Here is a 19,363-nt window from a genome sequence, read left to right on the forward strand (position 1 = left end):
ACCTGCGAGGTTTCGCGGTGGCATCCGGATTATCAGCTGTTGGCTGCGTAAGCCGCAGCGATCATAGCCACCTGTTCCGGGCTCATCATCTTGATCTGGTCTGCAGTAAAGGCGCTCAACTGAGCCTGGCTGAGTTGAGAGATGCCGTTCGAGCTCAGACCGGCCACGCCCCGGCTGCTCAGGCTCGCAATGTCCTGTGTCGAGAAAGTTGCAAGGGAAGCGCCCAGAGAGGCAATCTGAGCCGAGGACAGGATGGTGACCTGAGCCGGTGTCAGCGCTTCCACCTGTGCCGATGTCAGGCTGGAAAGAACCTCCGTGCTCAGACCTGCAATGGCCGTCGGATCCAGTGCCGCAATCTTGGCGGTCGTCATCGTTGCCAATTTGTCGGAACCAAGCGCTGCGATCTGAATTGCATTCAGGGCGGCCACCTGACCTGTTCCCAAAGCCGCAATCTGTCCGCTCGAGGCTGCACGGATCTGCGCAAAGCTCATCTTGCCGACCTGTGTCGGGACAAGGGCTGCAAACTGTTCATGATCCAGCGCGGCAACCTGTGCCGTCGTCATGCCGGCGATGGTTTCCGGACGGATCGCCGCGATGTCATTGGTCGAGAAGGTGCCGATGGCGCCAAGGCTCAGCACCCCGATCTGGGCTGATGTCAAAGCACCGATCTGCGCTGTCGAGAACGCATCCAGCTGGATGGTCGAAAGTGCGGCGATCTGGCCTGTCGTCAGGCCGGTAATCGCGCCGGATGCCAGCGACATGACCTGCTGCGTCGTCAGTGCAGCGATGTTGGCCGAGCCGAGCATGCCGATTTGCAAGGCGGAAAGAGCGCCGATCTGCGTGGTCGAAAGAGAGGCAACCTGCGTCGTTGTCAGGGCCGTGATCTGGCTTGGCCGCAGGGCTGCCAGTTGCGCGGTCGAGAGCGTTACGATCTGCTCTCCCGTCATCGATGCAAGCCCGGTTGCGGAAAGCCCCGCCAGCGCAGACACGTTCAGGGCAGCGATATCCGCTGTCGAAAGCGTTCCGATTGCATCAGCGCCGAAAGCCGCAAGCTGTGTGGATGTGAGAGCGCCGATCTGGGCCGTGGACAGGCTGTCGAACTGGGCAATGCCCATGGCACCGATCTGATCGCTGGTCAGTCCGGCGATCGCTGCAGCGGGAATGGCCTCGATCTGGCTGCCCAGAAGTCCCGCAATCGCTGCGGGCGACATGGCCCCGACCTGCGCACTGCTGAGTGCCGCAATCTGGTTCGTCGTCAGGGCGCCGATCTGTGCAGCGGGCAGAGCAGTCAGCTGGGCCGTGGTCAGCTTCGCGATCTGGGCCGTCGTCAGGGAGGCCAGCTTGGTCTGGCCAAGGGAGGCAAGACTGGACGGAGAAAGGCCTGCCAGGGCATCCGGAGTCAGCTGCGCCAATGCATCCGTAGAGAAAAGCTGCAGATTTGCGTCATCCAGGGTGGCAAGTTGCGCGGATGTCAAGGCGCCAAGCTGGGATGACGTCAGCGCACTGATCTGTGTTCCGGACAGTGCATCTATCTGCGTTGTCGTCAGGCCGCTGATGGCCTTGGCCGTCAGCGCCTGCATCTGCTCTTCGGATAGCGAGGCCGTTGCGTCCCCGCTGAGGGCGCCGATCTGAGTGTTGTCGAGCGCGGCCAGCTGGGCGGTGGAAAGCGAATCGATCTGCGTCGCCGTCAGGGCGTTGATCTGACTCGTATTCAGTCCGGCCACCTGTGCCGTCGTCAGGGCCTTCAGATAGGGATCCGTCAGGGACGAGACGACGCCGCTTTCCAGCCCGGCAAGCGCTGCGGGTGTCAGTGCGGAGACCATGTTGGTCGAGATGTCACTCCAGATCGCATCCGGCAGGGCCGTGACCTGTGCGGCAGTCAGCGCTGCAAACTGCGTTCTGGTCAGGCTCTTGATCTGGTCGCTGGAGAGAGCCGTTACCTGATCCGTGGTCAATGCGGCAACCGATGTGGCAGGCAGCGCATTGATCTGGTCGATCGTCAGGGCGGCGATGCCGCTGGACGACAAGGATGCGACCTGCGCAGTCGTCAATCCCTGGACCTGCGCTACGGACAGCACTTCGATCTGGGCAGGCGTCAGAACGGAAACCTGGCTTGTCGTCAGGGCGGCGATCTGTGCCGAAGAGAGAGCCCGGATGTTTTCAAGCGGCAATGCCGCCGTCAGGGCTGTGGAGAGACTTGCCAGTGCGGCAGGTGATATGGCCGCGATTTCCGTACTGGTGAACGTGGCAAGCTGGGTGCTGGTCATGGCGCCGAGCTGGGCCGATTGCAGTCGGGCAATCTGGGTGCTGGAGAGAGCCTCGGCCTGCTCTTCCGTCATGAGCGAAATTTGCGCAGACGAAAGACCTGTTACAGCGGCAGCCGACAGTGCTGCGATCTGCTGGCCGGACAGGGCGGAGAAGCTGCCCGTGCTCAGGCTTGTCATCTGTGCGGCATTCAGGGCTGCAACCTGCGCCGTTGACAGAACGCCGATCTGGGCAGAGGTCAGCACGGCCGTCTGTGTTGTCTTCAGCGCGGCAAGCGCTGCGGTGGGCAGGGCTTCGACCTGGTCAAGCTGCAATCCGCCGATGACGGAGGCGTCCAGACCGGCCAGAGCTGCCGGTTTCAGCGCTGCAATCTGGGCCGGCTGCAAACTGGCTATCTTGCCGGACCCCAGCTGCGAGAGCTGGGCTGATGTCAGGCCGTTGACCTGCGATGTCGAAAGATTGCTCAACTGATCGGTGGAAAGGCCTGCGATCTGTGTCGAGGTCAGACCGGCGATGGCATTGGCGCTGAGCGCACCCAGTTGCTCGATCGTCATCCCGCTGACGAAGCTGGCCGGAAGAACCGCAATCTGGGCCGAGGTGAAGGCCTTGAGCTGTTGCGAGGACATAGCCTGAATCTGGCTGCTCTTGAGCGCGGCCATGTGCTCCGTGCGCAGGGCTATCACCTGGCTGCCTGTGAGGGCGGCAATCTGGTCTTCCTGAAGAGCTGCCAGTGCAGCGGTCGAAATGCCGCCAATGGCCGTGGGCTTGATGGCGGCGATGTCGCTGGAGGTGAAGCGTGCGATGCCGGCCGAGCTGAAGGCTGCGATCTGCCTGCTGCTCAGGCCATTGATCTGGAACGATGTCAGCGCATCGGCCTGATCTGTCGAGAGGACGCTGATCTGGTCCGTGGTCAGGCTGGTCACGGCCTTCTGGGTCAAGGCCGCAATGCCGTCACCCGAAAGCGCGGCCAGCACTTCCGTCTTCATGACGCTGACCTGGCCTGCGGTGATTGCCGCAATCTGGCTCGTATCCAGTCCCTTGATCTGTTGTGAATTGAATACGGAAAACTGCGAAGGCGAGAGGGCCGCAATCTGGCTTGGTAGCAAGCCTGCGATTTGATCGCCGGTGAGTTCCTCCAGATGGGCGGTCGTCAAAAGACCCATAGCCGAGCGATTGATGGCGCCGATTTCCTGAGAGGTGAACGTGGCAAGACCCGCCGGAGTGATTGCTCCAAGCTGTGTTGCGCGCAGGCTCGAAACCTGCGAGGCGCTCAGTGCTTCGATCTGATCGACCGACATCGCCTTGATCTGGTCGACACTCAAGCCGGTGATTGCCGTCTTGCTGATCGCGCCGATCTGGTCGGAGGTGAAATTCGAGATGAAGCTCGCCGGTATCGTTCCGATCTGGATGGCACTGAGTGCGGCAAACTGGCTCGAGGTCAGGGCCGCAGCCTGAGAGGTGGAGAAGGCCGCAATCTGGCGCGCTGTCATGCGCTGGACCTGCTTGACCGTCAATGCCTGCACCTGATCATCGCTCAGGGCGGCAATTGCCGTGCTTGGCAGACCACCGATCGACGCTACGCTCAAGGCGGCGATGCCTGCCGTCGTGATCGCGTTGATCTTGGCTGGATCCAGGGCCGCGATCTGGCGTGGGCCCAGAACCGACAGCTGTGATGTGGACAGCGCTCCGACCTGATCGGCGGATATGGCGCTCATTTGCGTTGTCGTCAGGGAGGCCAGGGCGCGCGTGCTGATGGCACTGATCTGGTCCGTGGTCATCTCCACCAGCGTGTCGGTGGACAGGCTGACCAGTTGGGACGGGGTCAGCATGCGGATCTGTCCCGTCGAGAAGGCTGCGACCTGCTCCGGTTCCAGTGCTGCCAGCTGGACCGGCTTCAAGGCTGCGATCTGCGATGTGGTGAGTGCTGCCAGCTGCGCGGTGCTCAGCGACGCAAAAGCCGCCGTTGTCATGCCGGAAATCGCGCCGGAGCTGATGGCTGCGATATCCGATGGCGGAAATGTTGCCAGTCCGTCCGATGTCAGTGCGGCCACCTGACGTGCATTCAGGCCAGCGATCTGGTCAGGCGTCAAAGCTTCTGCGTGGTCATCGCCAAGTCCGGCAAGCTGCGCCGATGTCAGTGCGGCGACCTGGGAGGCGGTCAGTTTCGAGAAGTTGTCCGTCGAGATGGCAGCCAGCTGGTCAACGGTCAGACCGACGACGGCCCGGGCCGAAATGGCTGTAAGCTGACCGGAGGAAAGATTGGCCAGGGCATCTTCCTGGAGCGCTGCAACCTGCGTCGCCGAAAGCTCGCGGATCTGCGTCGACTTCAGTTCAGCCACATCGCTGGATGTCCAGGATGCGATTGTGGAGGCTGAAAGGAGACGGATCTGGCTGGGCGTCAGTGAACCAATGGACGTCATAAGGGCGCTTTCCGGTCAATCAGGTTGATGCGGCTGAAAATTCAGGATTTGAAATAAGCCGAGGGACCACTCATCCGGATGCCCATGCAGACAGGCCAGCCTCCCGAGGAGGGAGCCGGGCAGGTGCATTTTAGGAAACGTTCATGTTCCCGCGTTTCTGGCATCCTGCGCTACAGGTAGAATACGACCCTTGAGCGAAGCTGGCTGCGTGCGTATCGAAATCGGATGGGCACGATTGCTTGTCAACGAAAGCGCTTCAACAGTGGAACAAGCGGCAGCCGGACATTCATGTTCATGCACATTAGTGCAGTTCCGGAAATCTTGCGTTGAATGAACATCTTGTCAGGCGAGGGCAGGCTCCAGCCCTGGCGATCTGCAATGATCGGTGCTGCACGATCCCGCACATCCGCCAACGGGCTGCGATCGGAGAAATCCACCGTGCCGTCCGCATTCCTGTGCACGTGATCCAGCACGAGACGAATCATCGCCTCCAGTTCCCTACCATGGCGCTGCATCTGGACCGGCGAGAGGTAATCCATCGCCAGCAACGCATCCCTGACCTCCGACGTGGCGTTATCAAGCCCGGCCTTCAGAAGCCGCCTGTAATGGCTGGCACTTTCGGGAGGAACGGGGCGGGTTGCGCCAAAATCCAGAAGCACGATGCGGCCTGTCTCCGGCTGCCAGCGAAAATTCGCGAAATTCGGATCGGTTTGCATCAGGCCGAATTCGAAGAGTTCACGCAAGGCCAGTTCCACAACGGCGCCCATAGCCTCATTGCGGGTGGCAGGCGGCGCCGTCTTGATCGTTTCTATGGGTGAACCCTTGATGTAATCCATGGGCAGGATCGTTGGATGGAGAAGTTCATCCACCGGTTCCGGCAGCACGAAGCGCGGGTCGTCGGCCAGTAACCTGCGATACTGACGCATCTGCTCCGCCTCGCGCAGGTAATCCGCCTCCTCGTGCAATTGACGCTTTGCTTCTGCCAGATGCGCCTTGATATCGAGGCCTGCAGGCAGGATGCCGGAGATCTTCAACAGCGTCGCGACATTATCGATATCAGCATCGATGCTGGCTGCGACGCCCGGATATTGAACCTTGACCGCAACCTCTCGCCCTGAAACCAGCACAGCCTTATGAACCTGACCTATGGAGGCTGCGGCAATGGGGATCATGTCGAAACGGGAGAAATGACGTTGCCAGTCCGGCCCCCAGGCGGCTGCCAAGGCCGACCGCAACTGGCTCCCCGGCATGAAATTCGCGGATTCCCGCAATTGTCCCAGAATGGCGGTGAGTTCCGGCGGCAGCACATCGCCCGGATCGAGCGAAAGCATCTGGCCGAGTTTCATCGCCGCACCGCGCAGTCGCGATAGCTGGTCGGTCACCCGGCGCGCATTGGACGGCGTGAGAAGCAGATCGCGTAAGTGCGGCCGCTCTCCCTGGGCCAGCCGGCTCAGGCCTTCCGACAGCGCGCCCGTGGCAATGCCGCCCGCCAGTTGACCGAAAGCCGCGAGCCGACCCAGACGGCTCTGCGGAACTGGTCGATAGCGATCTTTCATGAAGAACCCCACAAAGCTGCATGCCCATCTCGGTCTCGATACGATGGGAGGATCGGAGCAGATCAAACCCTGCTCCGATCATTGTGGAGACTTATCCCTTCCAAGATCCCGGCAAAGGGCAGGATGCAGGATTTACATCTTTGTCGCCGAATCCCAGTGTTCGTCGGCCTTTCCGTCTACGATGCGCCAGGTATCGTACCAGGTGGTCGTATAGGTCTTGGCGGGATCTTTCGGATCCTTCTCCGTGCGGACAAACCCAACCGTCACCAGATCGCTCTCTGCCGTCACGAAGACGACGGGAGCGGCAATTTTGGCCGGCAGGGGTGTCTTTTGCTTCTTCAACACCTGCGTAAAGAACGCGATGACAGGCGCTCTGCCGGAAGCGACATTCGGATTGTGCTGCAGATATCGCTCGCTCAGAAGTTCATCAGCCTTGTCCCAATGGTTGGCCTCCAGCAATTCGCGGATAATGCGGTAGACGACCTGCTTGTTGGCGTGGAGCTTGGGATCCGTGCTGGTAAACAACGCCTCTGCATCCGGCGCGGCAACCACCGCTTCCTGGGCTCGGGCAATACCCGACAAACCTAAAGGGGCATTCACGGCTAGAGCACAGATGAGAACAGCGAGAGTATGGGGGCGTGCGAGGGCAGACATGCGTTCATTCCTTATGGTAGATGACACTGGAACTGCATGGTAAGGAAGCACGCACAATGGCGTAAGGAGGCAGTATTGCCGCCCATGGTATGGAAAAGGGAACCGCCAACACCCCGTTTAAGCAGTTTGGGAACTTGGGCGATTGATCCGCGCTTCGGATCAATCGCCTTTCATGTCAGATTTGGCCTGGAAGCGGCAAAACGCGGATTTCAGGCTTCGACCGTTTCGCGAACATCATCCAGAAGAAAATGCACAATCACATAGCGGGTTGTGTAGCGCTGACCGCTGGCCGAGACGCTTTCCTCACTGCCGCCATCGGATGGATGCCAGCTCTTGTAATGCGGGTTTGTGGTGATCAGCGTGATCGCCTTGCCTGAGAAGCGTCCGCCGGGCCGATAGCGGGCTTCGGCAAGCGGCCAGATTTCCTCGAAATCCTGCTGGCTGATACGGACTTTCAAAGCCTTGCGCGTGATTGCCTTGCCGGGCGTTCCATCCTCGCGTGTTGCAGGCGTGATATGAAGGTCTACCTCTTCTGCATTTTCCAGCAGAAAGGCATATTCGTCTGGCCACATCCGTTTCACGTATTGCTCCTCCCAAAGCTTTCCGTTCACTGAGAGAGTGTAGCGCTTATGCTGGCAGAGGCAATGCGGATACCGGTGGTATTTATCCTTTGTTGGAAAAGGTCAAATCATTGCCGTCTAAATTTATGGTTGAACCGGAAAACTAAAAGTTGACGAATGGGATAAAGATCCCTATGTAGTGTTCATCGATATTTTCTTGCTGAGCTTTGGTTACCGCGCGATTTGCACCGCGCTCGCAACGAACCCTCCCTTTAAAACAATCGTTATCACCATCTGCAGCGTCTTTGCGCTGCGGTCGTTCCGTATTTGCTATGAGAGGGTTCATCATGACCACTGGCACAGTTAAATGGTTTAATTCCACCAAGGGCTTCGGCTTCATTCAGCCTGACAATGGCGGCGCTGACGCCTTCGTGCACATCTCTGCTGTCGAGCGCGCCGGAATGCGCGAAATCGTCGAAGGCCAGAAGATCAGCTACGAGCTTGAGCGCGACAACAAGTCGGGCAAAATGTCGGCCTGCAATCTCCAGGCTGCTTAAATCGGTATCTGCTTTCCTTTGACCACGGATGTACTGGCACTGTTGAAAGCAAAACCCTTGATGAAGGCCGGGCATTGCCTGGCCTTTTTCATGTCGCTCGCCCGCTTGAGAGATCGACGCAAAACACCGTGTGTCTCCCGGCATTCCCAACAACAGGACTAAAAGTTTGAAATACAACAAAGCGAATGATGTTTCCGATCGTCGTAGTGCTGCCAGCAACGCCAAGGCTGCACTTCTGCAAGGCTATCTTGCAGCAAAAGACGCCGCCGAACCAACCCGTACAGCAAAACAGGCCGAACGCCTGGCTCTTGCCGAGGCACGGGAAACGCGGCGCACAGAGCGTGAGCAGGTCAAGCGCGATGAACTTGCCCGGATTGCGGAAGAAGCGGCCGCACGCGAAGCCGTGATCGTAGCGGCAGCCAGGGCTGAGGTTGAAGCGCGGGAATTGGTTGAAAAGAACCGTGTCGCTCGCGTTCTCGAGGACGAAGCAGCTCGCAAGCTCGAGCGCGATCGGCGCTATGCCAATCGCAAGGCGCGGCAAGCCTGAACGGTCCAGGTAGGACCATCAGAGGTTCTAACCGATATGGCGATGGGCGACCGTAGCTGCTAAACGAGCGCCATTCGTTCATGAAAAGAGGGACCAGCGATGATCCAGCCCACCGCGTCGTTCAAGGATAATCTGCAACTGCTGCCATCGATTGAAGGCCTGGCGCGTATAGATCTTGTCGATCAGACTGGCGCTGTTGTCGCAACCATCGAAAATCAGCCAGGCAAGCAGGGTTCGCTGGCGGTCTATCAGTATCTGCAGCAGTCATTCGGAACGCTGGATAGCCAAGCCGCTGCCTACGCCCTCGACATTTTTGCCGAACATACTGCCGATGCCAGAAACCGCCCCGGTGCCCATCCCAATATTGACCGCCTGCTGGAAATCGTTGCCGGAGCAACTCCTTTGAGCATCAGGCTTGTGTCTCAAGAGCAATAAATATCCGGCTAAAATGGTTCGAGACCGGCCTCATCTCGCCCTCATCTACGAAAACTCCTTGGCAAGCAGTTGATCCCGCAATGTGCGGGATATTCTCGACAAGGTTCACTTCTGGTAGAAATAGTTTGGCTTCAGGATTGTTTTGTTGAAGCCTTTCTCGTGCCAGACCCAGGATAGATTTGCAGACAGGGGTGGAACGATCCATGGCCAGTGTCCGTGGACAGTGCGGTTCTGGATCTCTTCGCGCTGGCAAAACTTTTCGAAACTGGAAGCAAGCGTGTGGTGGTCCATTATGCGCACGCCCTTGCGATTGAAGGAATAGAGGACCGCCCGGTTCAGCTCCACCATAGCCTGGTCGCGCCACAGCGGATTGTTCCGGCTGGTATCAAGTCCCAGCGCTTCGGCAATCGGCACTAGCTGATTATAGCGTCTTGGATCGCCAAGATTGAAACTGCCGATTTCTGTGCCCTGGTAGATTCCGTTGGATGGTGCGGCACTATACTGCACGCCCCCCAGATCGAGCGCCATGCCAGACACTGCGGGAAGCGCGAACCACTTGAGGCCGAGTTTTTCGATGGCTTCACACTCTTCGTGGCATATTTCGACTTCCAGAACCTTCTCTGGCGGGATTTCAAAGATCTCCGGCTCTCTGTCACCTATCCTGATCAGCAGCGGCAGGATATCAAAGCGGGTACCACGCCCTCTCCAGCCGAGGGATTGAGCCAATTCGGTTATAGCAAGGTTCTTGGGGTCTCCTAAAACGGTTCCATCCGGTTGTTGGTAGCCGGCATACAGCAGAAGCTGGGAGTTCAGGATCCGAATTTGTGGTTCACCCGCGCGGAAGATGGTAATTGCGGCGCGCAGGTCGCCGCCGTTTGTGCCCCAGTCGATATGAGACAGGATGGCGTCAAAAATCTCCTGGGGAGTTTTTGCATCTCTGGCATCAAACACGGTCAGGGACCGCCAGAACATTCTGCCGACGCAACGAACACTGTTGCGCCAGGCAAGTCGCGCACCGAATGTCAATTCGTCCAGATTATGAGTCCAGGTTCCCCTTTCGCTGAACTCCTGTTGCATCTGCGCGAGCCTGGCCTCAAGGCCGCCTGCAATGCCATTTTCTTCAAACATTTGATGAAGAAAAGCTTCGCCCTCCCGCAAAGGGTCTTTTATCGGCTGAGTAAAGAAGCTGTCGGCCTTTACAGGTGCGCGATCCTTTACGCTTGAATGCCCAAATGGGCATTTATTTATCGATCTTCCTTTCTCTTCATCATGCAGAAATATATTCTCGGCCGTATTATGATTTAAATATCTCATATTAACCCCAGAATTTTAAAAATATTTATATATATATATATCTATTATTACTGCGATTAGCTGAACCGTATCGACTTTGCCAAAGGAGAAAAGTTGAAGAACTTATGCCCCGCTGGATTCACGTTGAAATTGATTTTTCTTTTCAGAGCATTCTCCGTTTGAGAAATCAGATCTCTGGAAATTTCCAGATCGATATCTGGGAGTGTTATCAATGATATAGACGCTTCTGAATCGCCAAGCGACACGTCGAAGTGCACAACCTTTCCAAGCGTCTGTTCTCCACTCCAGAGCAATGCATCAATTCTGTCAGTTTGAACGGGTGAAAGCCCCGCGATGCTCGCCCTTCCGTGAGAGCGGAAGATGATGTCCTGGCTGTGCGGATCCGGCCAGCACGAGAACAGATCGCCCGTGTCGAACCTGACCAAGGCCATTATTCCATCCCGTAGCCAGCTGACAGCCAGGCGACCGAAAAGCGTATTTTCCGGAAGTTGCCCGACAATGGTATCTTGCCACTCCGCCTCTATTGGAATGATCTCGAAGACAAAATCCTGGGTGTAACCGACATAGTCTCCATCTTCACGGCCGTACATGACGGAGGCAGCTTCGCTCGAACCATAGATCAGCGGGCGGGCTGCACCAGGAACGCCCATCAATGCGTCAAGGGCGTTCAGTAAAGGACGGGAAAGATGCTCGCCGGTCACCAACAGCTTTTCGAGCGATGGCGTGCTCAGCTTCATTCTGCGAAGTTCAAAGAGAAGCTTCAGAATAAGAGTTGGCGTCGACATGATGGCAGTGATGGCATAGTCATTGATCAGTCTGCCAATGCGCTCCCATCCACAGATTTCCGGAATCGGGAATGCCCGCATGTGCGCCACTCCCAGATCGAAGAGTGCACGTGCCGATCCCTCAATGAATGGACTCATCACAGACGGGTTCAACAACAGCACACGATCCTGACCCGCTATAACGTGGCGCCGATAGGCGAGGGATTGATTATATGTGTTCCAGGTGAGATCGGTTCTGCCACGCGGCGTCAGAAGAGGCCGGGAGCCACTGGTGCCCGAACTTTCTGCAAACAGTAATACGGAGCGGGCACTCTCCTGGTAGGCCTCTGTTCCGTGCCGACTGTAGAAATTCTTGTCCGTCAGGGGAAATGCATCCAGCATGCTTCTCAATCCCAGTTCCGGATCAGGTGGCTGAACGTCACGGAAAGCGGGTATCTCAAGCGCTCGAGATGCAAGGATCCTTGCCGCAGCGTCAGGATCAGCCGTTACAAATTTTTCATGCAGGGTTTGCCGATCCATATTTATCGTCATGCCGTCTCTCCCCCATCAATAGGAATGTGAGTTCCTGTGAGATACGACGCTTCCGATGATGCCAGAAATGCAACGAGAGCAGCGACTTCGGCTGGATCGGCATGCCTGCCCAGCGGTATCTTCTCATCAACTGCACGAAGCATGTCGGGTGTATATTCCGCCTTCTGCATGGGGGTCAGGACATAGCCAGGACATATCGCGTTGACGCGAACAAATGGGGCGAGTTCTAGCGCCATGGAGCGAGCCAGCATGATAACCCCCGCCTTCGAGACGTTGTAATCTGCATAATATCGATGGGCGTTCATTCCGTTGGTGGACCCCATGATGATGATCGATCCGGATCCTGCCGCATGCATCAGCCGCGCGGCGGGCATGACGGTGTGGAAGACGCCATGAAGATTCACATCGATGACCTGCTGCCAATCCTTCGGGGACATGTCGAGCAGGCTATGGCGAATGCTGATCCCGGCATTCGCAAACACAACGTCAATTCCACCGTGATCACGGGCAATCGTGTCGTAGACCGATACCATCGCGTCATGATCGGTCACGTCGCACACAATCGGGCGAAGTCGACTTTCAGAGAGATCCTGCCAGCTTTCCGATAGCGCCTGGGCATTGACATCAAGCGCGAATACGAGTGCCCCCTCGTCAAGAAATCTCTGTGCCGTAGCAGCGCCGATGCCACTGCCCGCACCTGTTATAAGAATTTTTTTCCCCGAAAGATCCGGATGTCGCGCTGTCATGTAAATACCCTAAAACTCGCGTTATTAAATAATATATTATTCTTCTTTGTTTTTCTATTTTACTGAGTAAAATCAGTATTTTATCAGGATTTTGGCTAAGTATTATTCTTTCGACGGATATTGATGGAGTGATATTCGCCAGGAAAACATTAGGAGAAACTGATGTGGAGAAAGAAGGCCTATCTCCACATCCAGAATGGGTTTCCTCTCAATGCAAAGAATACCTGCGAACCCAGCGCGGGTTTTGCAGAATTCGCCAGCATCAGGGGAGATGAGGTGTGTAATCCAGGACCATATCGCAAACGCCACAGCGTCTAACGAAATCACGGGCCGTTTCATCGCGATAATAGCGACGTATCAGCGCCTGAATTCCCACGACATTGTTGGCCAGAGCAGTTTCAGTGAAGGTCTTGGCCAGAGCGACCATTCCATCATAGATTCGTGCATGCGTCGTGTGGATGCGAACCCTGCTATGATCAAGGTCGATAAAGCCATGCTGATGCAGGAAACTCATTTGAATAAGCGCGGCGCCGGCATCCGGGAAATCGTCACCTCCCCGGCATAGATAGCGTAGCATTTCACGGATATAGATATTGGATGCCAATTCCAGGCTGGCGTTTGGCGCGACTTCCGTCCATGGGCCACTTGTGCTGAGAAGAAAGCCAAAAACATCTGCCATCGCTTCCTGCATGACCATTGAGAGCCAACGGCCCTCACATCGCATGACCTTGTATTCGGTTTGCGGCAACCGTACCTCGTGTCCGGTGTCATGCCCCCTGAACCACAAAGCCAGTTGCAGATCGATCACGCCTGCCGCAGCATCGCAGATCTCAGGTATGATATCCTTTGAGAAGGGCGTACTGATGCGGTTATACATCTCACGATAGATGTTGGATAAAACGAGTGTTTTCTTTCGCGGAGCCCGCTTCACTCCCTCATCTTCAGGGAGAAAATAGGCGAAGTGTTTTGGATAGAGATTTGCCTCGCCACCGCAAAACATCAATTCGGCGAACTTGATCGCGGGTGGCGCACCCAGGACGAGTTCGGGGTGAACGAGATCTCTCAGAAAGACTTCACTTTGTGTCTGGCATGCATCGACCTGGGCAATGATGCTATTCAATTCTGCGTCGACGATTGCAAACAAAGCAGAATGATATGTCCCTTTGCTTTTGCCGAGCCACGTTCCCAAGGGACCGCACACCGACATCAGGACTTTCTCGTCGAGTCCGGATAGATCTTCATAAAGCTTTCTGTCAGGGCCATGACGCAGCATATGCGCCCTCCATCTCAGACTTGCGGCAGAATCCGGGCATGACAACTCCGCCGCAGCCCTTTCCAGTGCGTCGGCTGTCTTCGTTCTTGCGACGAAGCCCAGGCCTTCCGCTGCCCGCAAATCTTCCAGATCTTCTACATTCCGGATGATTTCAGCAAGTTGTGTCGCTTCTTTAAGGGCTGCGATAGCTGCCTCAGACAGACCGCTTTCCGTTGGATTGAGCAGCTTGATCGCGGCAACAGAATGCCTACTCCGCTCCGGCCAGAAACGAGCCGTAGTCGCAGCAGTTTCATCATGGACAGGACCCAGAGATGAGCTGCCAATTGATGATGGACTAACAAATTTTGTTGAATCAATTTCGTGAATAGACATTGGCGAATTTCCCTGAAATTAATTGAATAAATATATTTTTTTAAAAATTTCGGATGTAACCCATCCGTGAATTATTGACATATTTTCAGGAAATAGTGATTTCTTTTCCAAATGTACCGTTGGATAGATCGCGCAGGATTCGGATAGGATTTGGAAACATTAGATTCGTGGTCTTGGAATAGTTGATCCACTCTTCGCCAAGGATCCGTCTGCCGCGGCTATCCTGATGCATTGTTCCGAGATATGTATAAATGGTGGCGAAAACGGCCAGCCACAGCGTATCCAGTGTCATGACGGGCTGAGACCAGAAAAGAAGCGCCAAACACGTATGATGTGGGAAACGCACATACTTTTTGGGTCCATTCTTTCGGACGCGATAATAGGCGGCCGGTTTGCTTTTCGTGAGCATGGATCTGACCTGGGCCACGCCGATCCACTGGGCGAACGATGTTGTATATTTGAAGCAATAGAAAAAACCGAAAAGTGCTCCGCCCATGCCGCCAAGCGCAATGTAGTAATACGGAGCACTCAAGCTATATATTACGATATTGGAATTTTTCCAAAATGAGAAAGATACTAGAAGGAGCGCCACCGATGTGAGGCTATAGCATACATTCCAAAGTTGCGGCGGTAATAATCTATTGAATAAATCAACAGCAGTTTTTGTCGTCAATAAAGTATGTTGAACTCCATAAACAAACATAATCAATGTATTTATAAAAAACCATTGGTATGATTCAACCATATCAATCTCCAAGAATTTTAATATTTATGAAATTTAATAATCATAATTTTTTATAAAGATACGGGATGTCTTAAAGCGCGTCACGAATTCTCAGATCCGTTCCACACGCTTTAACTCTTTGTTTCACCGCATGTCGTTACCGCAAAACCGCTGCACACTTTTGTGTGCCAAGCTTTGATATTTTCAACTTTGCAATTGCCTTGAGGCTGCCCTGGCTTGCCTGAAGCAGCCAATCGCAAACAGAGCGGCAGGATAGATCAACATGAGGTTGAAGCCATGCACCAGGAATACCCAGCCAATCATTGCCAAAGCGCTGATCAGCCATGCACCTGCGACCTGCCGTTTGAACTTCAGATAGGCGATTATGGAAAACCCGAAGATAATGATGAAACCCTGCGTGGTCAGCATGAACGCCGTGCTCGGGGACGTTCCTGAAATTTCAATGAGGCCGATAAAAACAGTGTAGAGCGTGGCTGCCGACAAAAGAGAAACCACAGGCGTTCCCTGTCCATTGGTCTGCCCCAACGCGTGAGACAGAAGACCCAGTTGACCTGCCGCATAAAAAGCGCGGCTTGCGCCAAATACCCAGGAATTGGCGTTTGCGATCAGGACAACAACCATCGTCGCCAGGAGAACGGATTTGACCGGCCCCGTTCCCAGCAGCGCCGACAACCCGGATAAGCCCGTTGCGTCAACTCCAGCGTATACGGAGGCAGATATGACCCAGGCAAAGGCGAGATAGACGACGACCACGATCAGAAAGCTGAACCAATATATACGAGGAATAGTTCTTTCAGGATCCCGCACTTCCTCCAATCCAAAGGATAGATTTTCCCAGCCTTGGAATGCCCAGAAAACGATCACGCAACCAGCCCAAAGCAAGTTGATGTCTGGTTTGTAATTGACAACCTCACGGGCCAAAGCCTCACTGGCAGGACCGAGATTGTTCAATGAAAGCCCGATAATGCCGGCCATGATGACAAGAACGGAAACGACAATAAGCTGATTGACGATGGCGAGGTTATGCACGCCTCGCAGATTCATGAATGTTGCGAACCAGGCGACAGCAATTGCGATCGGCCCGCGCCATGAGGCAGGATCAAGATGCAGAAGCTCCGATGCATAGGCACCGATGACCATGAAGAACGCCGGCATGCCAACTGCAAGCGCACCGCATGCAATAAGTGAAAATCCGCCACGGCTCCAATTGCCGACAGCATATGCAGCAAAGCCCGCTACGCCTTGAGAAGACGCAAGCCTATATCCAAGTTCGGAAAATATGTGTATTGTCGGAGCAATACATATTGCAACTAAAATCCAGCAAAAAAGAGCCGTTACAGCATTCGTTTCACTAATAACAAGACCAGGAAGTCCAAATAAACCTGAGCCTATGACCATGGAAATAGCAAGAGCTGTTCCATTTGTGCTGTTTAAATTTCTGACAAGCGCCATGATTTGCACCAAATCGCAAAAAATATATATGAAAATCTATCATATAGGAAATGCAAAATCCGGTTCAACTTAGAAAAATTAATAGCCTTGTGAAGATAATGAAATGTTGCGCCCATTTCTAATCTAGTTTTTCCCTGTTATGCGCGATCCGATTTTGCCGTAGCGCATGAGCCACCAGCCACTGGAATTCCTTGCGATGATCGAGCAGCCAGTCGACACAGGCTAGTCTCTTATTTAGTTATAACTTGAAAGAGACGGTCGACAGCCGATGGCAACCAAAACCACCCTCAACGCGAAAAACCTTGAGGCACTTGGCACACAGCGACTTGCCGAACTTCTGATAGAAATCAGCACCGGCAGCGCTGCGCACAAACGCCGGCTGCGTATGGAGCTGGCCGGACATCAAAGCAGTGCGGAAGTCGCCAGGCAGGTTCGCAAACGGCTGTCCAGCATTGTACGCGCTAAAACCTTCATCAATTGGCGCAAGGTCAAAGCGACAAAGACGGATCTGGAAGCGCAGCGGAAGATCATAGTCGATACCATCGCACTCGATGATCCGGCAGAGGCTTTGGAGTTGATATGGCAGTTCCTGGCGATCGCAGATCCTCTCTTCGGACGCTCAGACGATGGAAGCGGCTCTTTGATCCAGAGCTTCCATCAGGCAGTCGCCGACGCAGGCATCATCGCCAAGGCTGCGAAAATCGATGCCGATGTTCTGGCTGAGAAGGTGTTCAAAGCGCTTCAGGACAACGCTTACGGTCAGTTTGATGGACTGATCACGGCGATGGCTCCGGCACTCGGCAATGAAGGTCTGGAACGATTAAAGACGATTTTCGTGACCTGGTCGAAAGAAGCCATCGAGAAGCCGGCCAGGAAAGATCGGCGTGTGATTGGCTGGAGCAGTGCCGACCCGATCTACGAGGGTGATGTCTATGAAAGCGGCAAGGATCTCACCATTCGCATTGCTCTGCAGGAAATTGCTGACACCCAGAACGATGTGGATGCCTATATCGCCCAACAGCCGGAGAAAACCCGTAGCGCTCCTATGGTCGCAACTGACATTGCCAACCGCCTGATCTCAGCGGGACGAGCCGAAGAGGCGCTCTACGCGCTGGATAAGATCGAGGTGAAAGGTCGAACGGATGTCCCGTTCGAGTGGGAGCAGGCGCGCATCGAGGCACTGGAAGCCTTAGAGCGCAACGAGGAAGCGCAGGATTTTCGTTGGAGACGTTTCGAGCAGTCGCTGAATGAAGCGCATCTGCGCGCTTATCTCAGACGGCTTCCGGATTTTGACGATATCGAAGCCGAGGAGAAGGCTTTTGCATTCGCTCAGGCATTTCCGGATGCAAATCGCGCCCTCACTTTCTTCCTGAGGTGGGCCTCTCCTGCAGAAGCAGCGAAGCTCGTGACGAAGCGGGCGACCGAGTTGGGCGGTGATCTCTACGAGGTGATGACCGCGGCTGCCGAGATGCTCTCGGCAAAGCATCCTGTGGCCGCAACCATCGTGCTGCGTTCCATGATCGACTTTACGCTAGAGAGTAGTCGGTCGAGCAGATACAAGTACGCAGTACGACACCTCGCCGAATGCCGGTCCCTTGCGACCCAAATAGAGGATTTTGGTGACCTCCGGTCGCATGAGGCCTATGTCATGGATCTCAAACACAGACATGGCCGGAAATCAGGGTTCTGGGGTTTAATGTGATGATAGCCAGTCAGTCAGTTAAACTTTTCCCTTCGCGAAGCAAAGTCCGGCTTTCGTCATGACCGAGTTTGGAAAGCCGTTCACGGCGGCCGGTTTTGGGAATTGGTTCCGCGACCCGTTGCGAAGAGGTAGGTCTTACTCATTACTCTGCTCATGGGCTGCGCAAGGCACGTGGCTGAAGCTGGTATGAGTGGCGATAGGCTGTGACTGGTCAGTCAAACCTAAAGTTATCTGTTTATACGGCAGAAGTGCGATACTATGCGCGGTAGTTCCAACGATACCTGCGGAAAAGTCGCGCCTCTTTTCATGGCTTAGCAAAAAGCGAGTCTATCTCTTCAGGAACGGCCGTCGAAAGGCATGGGCGTGCCGGAAAGCAGGCGGACAAGCGCGCCGTAGTGGTCCGTTCCAGTCTTGGCATACACGGACTTGAGATGTGCCTTCACCGTATTGGAGCTGATGCCCGCAGCCATGCCGATGTCCTTCGGCGCGATCCCGCTGGCGGCAAGACGCGCAACTTTCGTCTCGGCCGGGGTGAGATCGAAGAGACCGCGCAGGAGCGAGGCATCGGGCAACGTCGAAGAGGCTACGCGGCTGATAGCGAGGATGCAGAGACCTCCGGGAATCAGGTCGCGCCCGTCGCCACGAACGGGAACGAGGTGGATAACGCTCGCTGGCTCCTCCTCGAAAGCCGGAACGGGAACCGACATCACTTGTCCGCTGCTCGATATCGATGCGGCTTGTCCGAGGACCGTCTGAAGGAGACGGTTGCTTGGCCCATGCCGCAGGCCACCCCCTCGCCTCGATCCATAAGTATTGAGGGGATCAAGGGCTGCATGAGCGTATTGGCGGCCAGTATCTTGCCGCGCGGATTCACCACACAGGCGGGCAGACCAAAAGCGCCCAGCCCATCCGCGATCCTGGCAGCCACCGCGATCCTGAGCCGCGCCGTCATGCTGAGGGAACGCGCAAGATGAGGACGGATGGAATCCAGCCAGTCGACCGTTTTGCGAGGAATTGGACCCTTTTCGAAGGCTCCGTCGAAACTCGCGGCGATCATGTCGCCGTCCAGGGTCGTGATATGGGTGCCGACCGACCAGCCCAGCCCGATCGGATAGAGGAAATCCCGATAGAGTGGCTCAGCAGCAAGCTCCTGTTCTTCAAAAACGTCCAAGTCGGTAAGGAAGCCTGCGTGATCGAGGCGATTCGCGCGCTCGCGACGGGTATTGTACCTGTCCCATCCTTCATCCATGAAGCGCTGGAAGTAGTACCGTCCCGCCGGAGTTGCGATAAACGAGGTTCCAAATTCCGACTGCGCGAAGATGACACCGCCCTTCGTGCCGAGCATATCGTTAATGGTCACGATGACATCTTCCCATTTCTCAGGGATCAACGCGGCCTCATAGATTCTGTCGATAACGTCGAGTGCCTGCATGCCTCTCCTGAAGCTTC

Annotated in this window: 16 protein-coding genes and 1 pseudogene; 5 read left to right on the forward strand and 12 right to left on the reverse strand. The window is 55.3% G+C overall.

All coding sequences use genetic code 11. The annotated features are described in order from the left end of the window. Positions 1-32 precede the first annotated feature (32 nt). The 4 genes from G6N80_RS00720 to G6N80_RS00735 form a co-directional block, all read right to left on the reverse strand. Positions 33-4,685 carry a beta strand repeat-containing protein gene (locus G6N80_RS00720; RefSeq protein ID WP_165130541.1) on the reverse strand — a complete coding sequence of 1,551 codons (4,653 nt, stop codon included), beginning with the start codon at positions 4,683-4,685 and terminating at the stop codon, positions 33-35. 242 nt (positions 4,686-4,927) lie between these two features. Continuing rightward, positions 4,928-6,241 carry an ABC1 kinase family protein gene (locus tag G6N80_RS00725; protein WP_165130543.1) on the reverse strand — a complete coding sequence of 438 codons (1,314 nt, stop codon included), beginning with the start codon at positions 6,239-6,241 and terminating at the stop codon, positions 4,928-4,930. 132 nt (positions 6,242-6,373) lie between these two features. Beyond that, positions 6,374-6,895 (reverse strand): nuclear transport factor 2 family protein, encoded by a 522-nt coding sequence (locus G6N80_RS00730; protein ID WP_165130545.1) that lies wholly within the window; start codon positions 6,893-6,895, stop codon positions 6,374-6,376. A 209-nt stretch (positions 6,896-7,104) separates the two neighbouring features. Beyond that, entirely contained in the window at positions 7,105-7,467 is a 363-nt protein-coding gene (locus tag G6N80_RS00735; protein ID WP_165130597.1) for a hypothetical protein, read from the reverse strand. A gap of 335 nt (positions 7,468-7,802) precedes the next feature. Here G6N80_RS00735 and G6N80_RS00740 point away from each other — a divergent pair, with 335 nt between their 5' ends. The 3 genes from G6N80_RS00740 (at position 7,803) to G6N80_RS00750 (ending at position 8,994) form a co-directional block, all read left to right on the forward strand. Beyond that, positions 7,803-8,012 carry a cold-shock protein gene (locus G6N80_RS00740; RefSeq protein WP_062553467.1) on the forward strand — a complete coding sequence of 70 codons (210 nt, stop codon included), beginning with the start codon at positions 7,803-7,805 and terminating at the stop codon, positions 8,010-8,012. Between the two features lie 166 nt (positions 8,013-8,178). Beyond that, on the forward strand, positions 8,179-8,559 hold the full coding sequence (locus tag G6N80_RS00745) for a DUF6481 family protein (RefSeq protein ID WP_165130547.1): 381 nt from the start codon (positions 8,179-8,181) through the stop codon (positions 8,557-8,559). A 99-nt stretch (positions 8,560-8,658) separates the two neighbouring features. Continuing rightward, positions 8,659-8,994, forward strand: coding sequence for a DUF2322 family protein (locus tag G6N80_RS00750; RefSeq protein WP_165130549.1), 336 nt, complete (start codon positions 8,659-8,661; stop codon positions 8,992-8,994). 105 nt (positions 8,995-9,099) lie between these two features. On the opposite strand, the gene G6N80_RS00755 is transcribed toward G6N80_RS00750, so the two are convergent. The 6 genes from G6N80_RS00755 to G6N80_RS00780 all read right to left on the reverse strand — a co-directional run bounded on the left by G6N80_RS00755 (position 9,100) and on the right by G6N80_RS00780 (position 16,212). Beyond that, positions 9,100-10,308: a nitric oxide synthase oxygenase gene (locus tag G6N80_RS00755; protein ID WP_165130551.1), complete on the reverse strand. Its 1,209-nt coding sequence runs from the start codon at positions 10,306-10,308 to the stop codon at positions 9,100-9,102. Positions 10,309-10,364: 56 nt separating this feature from the next. After that, a complete protein-coding gene (locus G6N80_RS00760; protein ID WP_165130553.1) occupies positions 10,365-11,474 on the reverse strand; it encodes a phenylacetate--CoA ligase family protein in 1,110 nt (369 codons plus the stop codon). A gap of 146 nt (positions 11,475-11,620) precedes the next feature. Beyond that, on the reverse strand, positions 11,621-12,370 hold the full coding sequence (locus G6N80_RS00765) for an SDR family NAD(P)-dependent oxidoreductase (RefSeq protein ID WP_165130555.1): 750 nt from the start codon (positions 12,368-12,370) through the stop codon (positions 11,621-11,623). 262 nt (positions 12,371-12,632) lie between these two features. After that, positions 12,633-14,015, reverse strand: coding sequence for a hypothetical protein (locus tag G6N80_RS00770; RefSeq protein WP_165130557.1), 1,383 nt, complete (start codon positions 14,013-14,015; stop codon positions 12,633-12,635). A gap of 85 nt (positions 14,016-14,100) precedes the next feature. Further along, a complete protein-coding gene (locus G6N80_RS00775; RefSeq protein WP_165130559.1) occupies positions 14,101-14,760 on the reverse strand; it encodes a hypothetical protein in 660 nt (219 codons plus the stop codon). Positions 14,761-14,943: 183 nt separating this feature from the next. Beyond that, entirely contained in the window at positions 14,944-16,212 is a 1,269-nt protein-coding gene (locus G6N80_RS00780; protein ID WP_165130561.1) for an APC family permease, read from the reverse strand. 268 nt (positions 16,213-16,480) lie between these two features. On the opposite strand from G6N80_RS00780, the gene G6N80_RS00785 reads away from it, so the two are divergent. Together G6N80_RS00785 and G6N80_RS23550 are read left to right on the forward strand one after the other, a co-directional pair. Beyond that, the gene (locus G6N80_RS00785; RefSeq protein ID WP_165130563.1) at positions 16,481-17,914 is read left to right on the forward strand and encodes a DUF6880 family protein; all 1,434 of its coding nucleotides are present in this window, start codon (positions 16,481-16,483) and stop codon (positions 17,912-17,914) included. Positions 17,915-17,966: 52 nt separating this feature from the next. Then, positions 17,967-18,084, forward strand: a pseudogene (locus G6N80_RS23550) (tyrosine-type recombinase/integrase); the annotation flags it as partial. 165 nt (positions 18,085-18,249) lie between these two features. On the opposite strand, the gene G6N80_RS00790 reads toward G6N80_RS23550, so the two are convergent. Together G6N80_RS00790 and G6N80_RS00795 are read right to left on the reverse strand one after the other, a co-directional pair. After that, positions 18,250-18,621 (reverse strand): helix-turn-helix transcriptional regulator, encoded by a 372-nt coding sequence (locus G6N80_RS00790; protein WP_165130565.1) that lies wholly within the window; start codon positions 18,619-18,621, stop codon positions 18,250-18,252. After that, positions 18,621-19,346: a hypothetical protein gene (locus tag G6N80_RS00795; RefSeq protein WP_165130567.1), complete on the reverse strand. Its 726-nt coding sequence runs from the start codon at positions 19,344-19,346 to the stop codon at positions 18,621-18,623. Before G6N80_RS00795 ends, G6N80_RS00790 begins: the two co-directional genes overlap by 1 nt. Positions 19,347-19,363: the final 17 nt, after the last annotated feature.

Origin of the sequence: Rhizobium rhizoryzae, from assembly GCF_011046895.1 — a bacterium.
Taxonomy (GTDB): Bacteria; Pseudomonadota; Alphaproteobacteria; order Rhizobiales; family Rhizobiaceae; genus Neorhizobium; species Neorhizobium rhizoryzae.

Bases quoted from the DNA above. Each gene is read 5' to 3' on its own strand.
- G6N80_RS00720 (WP_165130541.1), bottom strand. From the start codon at position 4,685: ATGACGTCCATTGGTTCACTGACGCCCAGCCAGATCCGTCTCCTTTCA.
- G6N80_RS00725 (WP_165130543.1), bottom strand. From the start codon at position 6,241: ATGAAAGATCGCTATCGACCAGTTCCGCAGAGCCGTCTGGGTCGGCTC.
- G6N80_RS00730 (WP_165130545.1), bottom strand. From the start codon at position 6,895: ATGTCTGCCCTCGCACGCCCCCATACTCTCGCTGTTCTCATCTGTGCT.
- G6N80_RS00735 (WP_165130597.1), bottom strand. From the start codon at position 7,467: ATGTGGCCAGACGAATATGCCTTTCTGCTGGAAAATGCAGAAGAGGTA.
- G6N80_RS00740 (WP_062553467.1), top strand. From the start codon at position 7,803: ATGACCACTGGCACAGTTAAATGGTTTAATTCCACCAAGGGCTTCGGC.
- G6N80_RS00750 (WP_165130549.1), top strand. From the start codon at position 8,659: ATGATCCAGCCCACCGCGTCGTTCAAGGATAATCTGCAACTGCTGCCA.
- G6N80_RS00755 (WP_165130551.1), bottom strand. From the start codon at position 10,308: ATGAGATATTTAAATCATAATACGGCCGAGAATATATTTCTGCATGAT.
- G6N80_RS00760 (WP_165130553.1), bottom strand. From the start codon at position 11,474: ATGCTGGATGCATTTCCCCTGACGGACAAGAATTTCTACAGTCGGCAC.
- G6N80_RS00765 (WP_165130555.1), bottom strand. From the start codon at position 12,370: ATGACAGCGCGACATCCGGATCTTTCGGGGAAAAAAATTCTTATAACA.
- G6N80_RS00770 (WP_165130557.1), bottom strand. From the start codon at position 14,015: ATGTCTATTCACGAAATTGATTCAACAAAATTTGTTAGTCCATCATCA.
- G6N80_RS00775 (WP_165130559.1), bottom strand. From the start codon at position 14,760: ATGGTTGAATCATACCAATGGTTTTTTATAAATACATTGATTATGTTT.
- G6N80_RS00780 (WP_165130561.1), bottom strand. From the start codon at position 16,212: ATGGCGCTTGTCAGAAATTTAAACAGCACAAATGGAACAGCTCTTGCT.
- G6N80_RS00785 (WP_165130563.1), top strand. From the start codon at position 16,481: ATGGCAACCAAAACCACCCTCAACGCGAAAAACCTTGAGGCACTTGGC.
- G6N80_RS00790 (WP_165130565.1), bottom strand. From the start codon at position 18,621: ATGTCGGTTCCCGTTCCGGCTTTCGAGGAGGAGCCAGCGAGCGTTATC.
- G6N80_RS00795 (WP_165130567.1), bottom strand. From the start codon at position 19,346: ATGCAGGCACTCGACGTTATCGACAGAATCTATGAGGCCGCGTTGATC.